Consider the following 5565-nt stretch of genomic DNA (forward strand, 5'->3'; position numbering starts at 1 on the left):
TGTCGTAGCAGGCGACAGCTATAGCTGGGGCTATACCCTATCGTTCCACTGGCTGCTATCGCGCTGGGGGTTTTATGGGCTGATTGCAGCAAGCCCAACACATAGCCTTGTTCCCATCGTTGCAAACGCGATAAACTACATTGTACGGCTTCAGACATCGTACAGAAGTACCGTGCTGACCGGGTCCTTTGCAAGGGCTCTCGGCACGGTTCTTCTTTATGACGACCTTTTCAGGGGCGGGTCAATCTCTTGTTTAGGCAACCCACAACTCATCCGCCTACCGTATTGTTGACCCATGCGCTTACTGCACTTGCTCCTCGCTCATACCTTGCTGCTGGTGGCCTCCCTGGCTTTGGGCCAAAACCCCAAAACCATTGCCGAACTCACCCGCCTTCGCTACGGCGGCGGGACGCTGGTAGCCGAGCGGGTGTTAGAGCGCAACCCCAGCTTTACCCGCTATCTGGTGCGCTACCCCTCAGACGGCCTGACCATGTACGGCTTTATGAACGTACCCAACACGGCGGGGCGCTTTCCGGTGGTGATTGTGATTCACGGGTATGTGAACCCTGCCACCTACCGCACCCTGGCCTACACCACCCGCTACGCCGACAGCCTGGCCAGGGCCGGCTTCGTCACCCTTCACCCCAACCTGCGCGGGCATGGGCTGTCGCAGGGGAGCCCCGAGCAAGGGGCCTCGAGGGTACTCTACGCGCGGGAAATACTCGACCTGGCCGCCATTGTGCGGGCCCAGGCCGGGCGGGGCGCGCTGGAAAAAGCCTTGCCCAGCGTGGGGCTGATGGGGCACAGCATGGGCGGCGGGATTGCTCAGCGGGTAGCGGTGCTCGACCCGCAAATTCGGGCGGTGTTGCTCTACGGCACCATGCACGGCGACGACCTGAAGAATGCGCGGCAGATTTGCTTTGTTTTCACCAACCGTCAGCGCGGCTGCGACGAGCTCAACACGCCGCCCGAAACCCTGGCGCAAATCTCCCCCATCAATTTTTACGCCCGTATCCGGGCCCAGGTGCAGGTGCACCACGGCACCGCCGATACCCAGACCCCTTACGCCTGGGCCGGTGAAATTTGTGCAGCCTTACGGAAAAACAACGTTTCTCACCAGTGTTTTACCTATCCCGGTGCAGGTCACACTTTTCGCAATTCGGACTTCACCCTCCTAATGGAACGAGCAGGGTCTTTTTTTCGAAAGGCGCTATATTGAGAACGTGAACTACCCTGAACTGCAGCCAGCCATCGTCCGCATCACAGCAACAGTTCCTGCTGAGCGAATTATTCTTTTTGGCTCGAGAGCCCGCGGTAATGCTCACTCAGACAGCGACTACGACTTGTTGGTGGTTGTGCCGGCGGAGGATAAAACCTTGGCCACATACAAAAAGCTTCACAAAGCGCTTCTTGGACTTGGTTTGGACATTGAAGTTGTACTGGCCAGTCCGGAGGATCTTAAGAACTATCAGAACGCCTGGATGACTATTTTCCCGGCTGCCTTGCATGAGGGGCAAGTGCTGTATGCCGCATGAACCGAGCCATCCACAAACCTGGCTGGCCCGTGCAAAAAGCAATCTCGCACTGGCTCAGGTAAAGCCCAGTGCAGATATCTTCCTGGAGGATCTTGGATACAATGCGCAACAGGCGGCAGAGAAAGCTCTGAAAGCACTTTGTATTTCCCGTGGCATCGCCTTCCCTAAAACGCATAACCTGGGTCTCTTACTTGATTTGCTGCAACAGCAGGGTGAGTTTTTGCCCTCTGAGGTATTGCGGGCAGTTGAGCTGACACCTTTTGCTACAGCGCTTCGTTATCCGGGAGCCAACCCGCCCATCACTTACGACGATTATCTGGATGCTATAGAGGTTGCTCGCGGTATTGTGGAGTGGGTCGAGGCACACCTTTGAAACACATTTACGTGCACGTTCCCTTCTGCCCCACCCTTTGCCCCTACTGCGATTTTCACGTGCTCAGGCGGCACGGGGGGGTGGTAGCGGCCTACCTAAAGCGCCTGACCCAGGAGGCCAAAGCCCTATATGCGCAGTACCCGGAGCCCCTGAAAACCCTTTACTTTGGCGGCGGCACCCCCAGCTTCCTGCGGAGCGGCGAGCTACAGGCCCTATTTGCCGCCCTGCCCTGGGACATTCGTGGGGCCGAGGTCACCCTCGAGGCCAACCCCGGTACGCTAAACCCCGAGCGGCTGCAACTGCTGCGGGGCCTGGGGGTGAATCGGCTCTCGCTGGGGGTACAGAGCTTCCAGGACGAAGTTTTGCGAACCCTGGGCCGCGCCCACGGACGCAAAGGCGCCCTGAAGGCGGTGGAGATGAGCCTGGAAGCCGGTTTCCGCACCTCGCTGGATCTGATTCTGGGCCTACCCGGACAGGACTTTGAGGCCGACCTGCGCGAAGCCCGCGCCCTGGGCGTGGGGCATATTTCGGCCTACACACTGCAAATAGAGCCTGGCACGCCCTTTGCGCTGGCCAACCTGCAAACCGACGAGGAGCAGGAAGCCCGCGCATTCGAACGGGCCGAGGAGATTCTGGGCGAAGCCGGGTTTGTGCGCTACGAGGTTTCCAACTTTGCCCTACCCCTTCAGGAAAGCCAGCACAACAAGGCGTATTGGCAACTGGGCTTCTGGGGAGCGCTGGGGCCTGGGGCTGCGGCGCACCTGCCTGCAAAATCGGAAAATCACCTGTACGCCATCCGCACCACCAACCCACCGCTTCCGCGCTGGCTGGCAGGCGAAGCGCCTGCAATTGAAGAAATAAGCCCCCTCGAGCACATCAAAGAAGCCCTGATGTTGGGCCTGCGGCTGGCCGAGGGGGTGGAAGTAGGAGAGCTCGAGCGGCAGACGAGTTTGGAGGTCTGGGAAAAGCTCGAGCCGGCAGTGCGCGAACTCGAGGGGCAAGAACTTTTATGGGCTCGAGGTAAGAGAATAGGAGTAGCTCGAGCTGGGGTAGCCATTCTTCACCGAATCATCTTGCGGCTATGGGAAGCTTTGGAGGCTAAATAAATCCCCCCCTAAGACCCGCGGATACCTCAGCCCAGCCACCGCCTTTTCATAGCTTCCCGCTGGATGCGCAAGAGGGGCTCTAAGTCCCAGTATTCCCGCACCACCCGCGAAACATAGCTGCCCACGCAAAACCCCTCCCGCCGGTAAATCACCTTGTTGGCCCGCACTACCTCGAAGGCCAGCACTGGCGGGGCCTGGTTCAAAACCACCAAGTCGGTGCGCTCAGAACCGGCTTTCACCAAGTCGGTAAGGATCTCCAGCGTGGGATCGGGTTCTGGGGGCTCGAGGTACACCGCCAGGTCCCAATCGCTATCCGGGCGAGCCTCCCCAAAAGCGCGGGAGCCGAACAAGAACGCGGCTTGCACCTGCGGATACCCGGCAAATACCCCTTCAATGCTTTCGATCGACTGGGTTTCCATGCGATCAGGGTAGCATAAGCACTTAATCAGTCCACTAGATATAGCAACTCGTTGAGGGTCTCTACCAGCTGCTTGGGGTCTAAGCCTTTTTTGGGAATACGAAACCCCGGCGGGTACTGGGTGGGCTCGACCCGGAAGGGTAGGGCCCGCAGGGCTTTGGCGTCGTAGTCGAGGCGGGCGGTCTCGAAAGCAATCTGCAGGTGAAGCATATCCTCGGTGATGGAGACCACCCCCTTGGACTGTGCTACCAGGCGAAGTTTGCTGAGGGCCAGGAAGTTTTCCACCTCCTCGGGTGCGGGGCCGTAGCGTTCCTTGATTTCTCTGGCAATGCGGGAAAGCTGGGCCAGGTTGCGGGTCTCGGCCAGGCGGCCATAGAAGCGGCTGCGGGCTTCGGGGCTGGGGATGTACTCGAGGGTGAGGCGGGCCGAAAGCTGGAGGTCGAGGGTGACGTGGTGCTCCGGCTCCACCTTTTCCCCCTTGAGCTTGCGGATGGCCTCCGACAAAAGCTCGGTGTAGATTTCCAGGCTCACCGCGCGGATATGCCCGTGCTGCTCGGGCCCCAACAGATTGCCCACCCCACGAATTTCCATGTCTTTCTCGGCTAAAAGGTGCCCCGAACCCAGGTCGGAAAGGTCGGCGATGGCAGCCAGGCGGCGCTCGGCCCCTTCGGTCAGGCGCAAAGGGTGAAACAGGTAGGCATAGGCCTCTTCCTGCCGCCTGCCCACCCGCCCACGGAGCTGGTAGAGGGCCGCCAGGCCCAGCTTGTCGGCCCGCTCGACCAGGATGGTGTTGGCCTCGGGGATGTCCAGCCCGCTCTCGATGATGGTGGTAGCCAGGAGCACGTCAAAAGCCCCCTCGGCAAAGGCCAGCATGGTCTCCTCTACCTCGGCCTCGTGCATCTGGCCGTGAACGACCCCGATGCGGGCCTCGGGCACCAGGGCTTCCAGGTACTGGCGCCGCGCCAGGATGGTGGCCACCCGGTCGTGCACGTAAAAGGCTTTGCCGCCGCGCTCGAGCTCGTCCATAATCCCCTGTCGCACCAGCGCGGGGTCGTAGGGGGCCAGCACGGTCTGGATGGGCTTGCGGCCCGGCGGGGCGGTCTGGATGCTGCTGAGGTCGCGCAGGCCCACCAGGGCGCTGTAGAGCGTGCGGGGGATGGGCGTGGCCGACAAAAACAGCGTATCCACGGCCTCCTTGAGTTCGCGGATGCGCTCCTTCTGGGCCACCCCAAAGCGGTGCTCCTCGTCCACCACCAGAAGGCCCAGGTCTTTGAAGCGCACGTCGGGGGACAAGAGGCGGTGGGTGCCGATGACGATGTCCACGCTGCCCGAGGCCAGCCCACGCAGGATTTCGCTCGCTTCCTTCTCGGAGGTGAAGCGCGAGAGGCCCGCCACCCGTACCGGCAGGCCCTCGAGGCGCTTACGGAAGGTCTGGGTGTGCTGCTCGGCCAGGAGCGTGGTGGGCACCAGCACCGCTACCTGGGCCCCATGTCCCACCACCCGGTGGGCCGCCCGCAGGGCCACCTCGGTCTTGCCGAAGCCCACATCGCCCGAGATCAGGCGCTCCATGGGCCGGGGGGCCTCGAGGTCGCGCAGGGTTTCCTCCAGGGCCTTGTGCTGGTCCGGGGTCAGCTCGAAGGGAAAGTTCTGCTCCACCAGGGAATCCCACTCGGGCAGCGGGCCAAAAGCCCGGCCCGGCGTGGCCTCGCGCTTGGCATGCATTACCAGCATCCGCTGGGCCAGCTCCTCGGCGTCGCGCTGGGCCTTTTCCCGGGTGCGCTTCCACTCGCTCTTGCCCAGCGAGGATAGGGCTGGGGGGTCATCGGTGGTGCCGGGGTGACGCTTGAGGAGGGGTAGCTGCTCTACCGGAAGGTACATCTTTCCCTCGCCTGCATACTGCAAGACCAGGTAGTCGCGCTTGGCTCCCAGCACCTCGCGGGTTTCCAGGCCCAGGTACTGCCCGATGCCGTGCTCAGGGTGAATCAGGTAGTCGCCCACCGAGAGCGCCCCAGCGGCGGCCCCGCCGACACCAGCGTGACAAAGGTGGTGCAGGAGCGGGCTAACCAAATTCTCCGCGACGGTCTCATCGAGGTAAAGCGCTGGCCCTTAAGCCAGGCTTTGAATACTGTGCAG

5 protein-coding genes and 1 pseudogene are annotated in these 5565 nt (G+C 61.6%); 4 read left to right on the forward strand and 2 right to left on the reverse strand.

What is annotated here, in order from left to right; translation table 11 throughout:
• Positions 1-295: 295 nt before the first annotated feature.
• From Mhypo_RS17135 to hemW, 4 genes are read left to right on the forward strand one after another with little or no spacing between them, the layout of a single operon-like run.
• Positions 296-1219 carry an alpha/beta hydrolase family protein gene (locus Mhypo_RS17135; RefSeq protein ID WP_119342451.1) on the forward strand — a complete coding sequence of 308 codons (924 nt, stop codon included), beginning with the start codon at positions 296-298 and terminating at the stop codon, positions 1217-1219.
• 4 nt (positions 1220-1223) lie between these two features.
• Positions 1224-1535 carry a nucleotidyltransferase domain-containing protein gene (locus Mhypo_RS17140; protein ID WP_119342452.1) on the forward strand — a complete coding sequence of 104 codons (312 nt, stop codon included), beginning with the start codon at positions 1224-1226 and terminating at the stop codon, positions 1533-1535.
• Positions 1525-1908, forward strand: coding sequence for a HEPN domain-containing protein (locus tag Mhypo_RS17145; RefSeq protein ID WP_119342453.1), 384 nt, complete (start codon positions 1525-1527; stop codon positions 1906-1908). The genes Mhypo_RS17140 and Mhypo_RS17145 overlap by 11 nt, the downstream gene beginning before the upstream one ends.
• Positions 1905-3014 carry a radical SAM family heme chaperone HemW gene (gene hemW, locus Mhypo_RS17150; protein ID WP_119342454.1) on the forward strand — a complete coding sequence of 370 codons (1110 nt, stop codon included), beginning with the start codon at positions 1905-1907 and terminating at the stop codon, positions 3012-3014. The genes Mhypo_RS17145 and hemW overlap by 4 nt, the downstream gene beginning before the upstream one ends.
• Before the next feature lie 26 nt (positions 3015-3040).
• On the opposite strand, the gene mntA is transcribed toward hemW, so the two are convergent.
• Positions 3041-3433 (reverse strand): type VII toxin-antitoxin system MntA family adenylyltransferase antitoxin, encoded by a 393-nt coding sequence (mntA, locus tag Mhypo_RS17155; RefSeq protein WP_119342455.1) that lies wholly within the window; start codon positions 3431-3433, stop codon positions 3041-3043.
• 26 nt (positions 3434-3459) lie between these two features.
• A pseudogene (gene mfd / locus Mhypo_RS17160) lies at positions 3460-5448 on the reverse strand (transcription-repair coupling factor); the annotation flags it as partial.
• Positions 5449-5565: the final 117 nt, after the last annotated feature.

Source organism: Meiothermus hypogaeus, from assembly GCF_003574035.1.
GTDB lineage: Bacteria > Deinococcota > Deinococci > Deinococcales > Thermaceae > Meiothermus > Meiothermus hypogaeus.